This window comes from Streptomyces iconiensis, assembly GCF_028657195.3.
GTDB classification, from domain to species: Bacteria; Actinomycetota; Actinomycetes; order Streptomycetales; family Streptomycetaceae; genus Streptomyces; species Streptomyces iconiensis.
The window spans coordinates 1-1,523 of the sequence record NZ_JANCPR020000113.1 but is presented as its reverse complement, the minus strand read 5'-3'; the positions used below and the strand labels follow the sequence as shown (position 1 = coordinate 1,523).

Sequence of the window (1,523 nt, the reverse complement as noted above, 5' to 3'; positions counted from 1 at the left end):
AGTACCCGTAGGAAGAGAAAACAACCGTGATTCCGGGAGTAGTGGTGAGCGAAACCGGAGGAGGCTAAACCGTATGTGTGTGATACCCGGCAGGGGTTGCGCATGCGGGGTTGTGGGATTTCATTGCAATGGTCTGCCGGCTGTTGGACGAGTGAGAAACCGTATGGATAGGCGAAGGGCATGCGAAAGGCCCGGCGTAGAGGGTAAGACCCCCGTAGCTGAAATCTGTACGGCTCGTTTATGGAACACCCAAGTAGCATGGGGCCCGAGAAATCCTGTGTGAATCTGGCGGGACCACCCGTCAAGCCTAAATATTCCCTGGTGACCGATAGCGGATAGTACCGTGAGGGAATGGTGAAAAGTACCGCGGGAGCGGAGTGAAACAGTACCTGAAACCGTGTGCCTACAAGCCGTGGGAGCGTCGCATCAAGTGCTTGCACTTGGTGTCGTGACTGCGTGCCTTTTGAAGAATGAGCCTGCGAGTTTGCGGCATGTTGCGAGGTTAACCCGTGTGGGGGAGCCGTAGCGAAAGCGAGTCCTAAGAGGGCGTTTGAGTAGCGTGTTCAAGACCCGAAGCGGAGTGATCTAGCCATGGGCAGGGTGAAGCGGAGGTAAGACTTCGTGGAGGCCCGAACCCACCAGGGTTGAAAACCTGGGGGATGACCTGTGGTTAGGGGTGAAAGGCCAATCAAACTCCGTGATAGCTGGTTCTCCCCGAAATGCATTTAGGTGCAGCGTCGTGTGTTTCTTGCCGGAGGTAGAGCACTGGATAGGCGATGGGCCCTACCGGGTTACTGACCTTAGCCAAACTCCGAATGCCGGTAAGTGAGAGCGCGGCAGTGAGACTGTGGGGGATAAGCTCCATGGTCGAGAGGGAAACAGCCCAGAGCATCGACTAAGGCCCCTAAGCGTGTGCTAAGTGGGAAAGGATGTGGAGTCGCAGAGACAACCAGGAGGTTGGCTTAGAAGCAGCCATCCTTGAAAGAGTGCGTAATAGCTCACTGGTCAAGTGATTCCGCGCCGATAATGTAGCGGGGCTCAAGCACACCGCCGAAGTCGTGTCATTCCAGCAATACTTCTAACGAGGGCTGGGATGGGTAGGGGAGCGTCGTGTGCCGGGTGAAGCAGCCGTGGAAACGAGTTGTGGACGGTTCACGAGTGAGAATGCAGGCATGAGTAGCGATACATGCGTGAGAAACGTGTGCGCCGATTGACTAAGGGTTCCTGGGTCAAGCTGATCTGCCCAGGGTAAGTCGGGACCTAAGGCGAGGCCGACAGGCGTAGTCGATGGAGAACCGGTTGATATTCCGGTACCCGCTATGAAGCGTCAAACATTGAATCAGGCGATGCTAAGTCCGTGAAGCCGCCCTGAGCTCTTCGGAGTGTAGGGGAGTGGTGGATCCGACGGTCCAGACTTGTAGTAGGTGAGTGATGGGGTGACGCAGTGAGGTAGTCCAGCCCGGGCGGTGGTTGTCCCGGGGTAAGGGTGTAGCCCGGAGGGTAGGTAAATCCGTCCTCCGTTA

Annotated in this window: 1 rRNA gene; it reads left to right on the top strand. The window is 56.5% G+C overall.

The features are described from left to right. Positions 1-1,523: ribosomal RNA gene (locus tag NMN56_RS42890) — 23S ribosomal RNA — on the top strand; the annotation flags it as partial.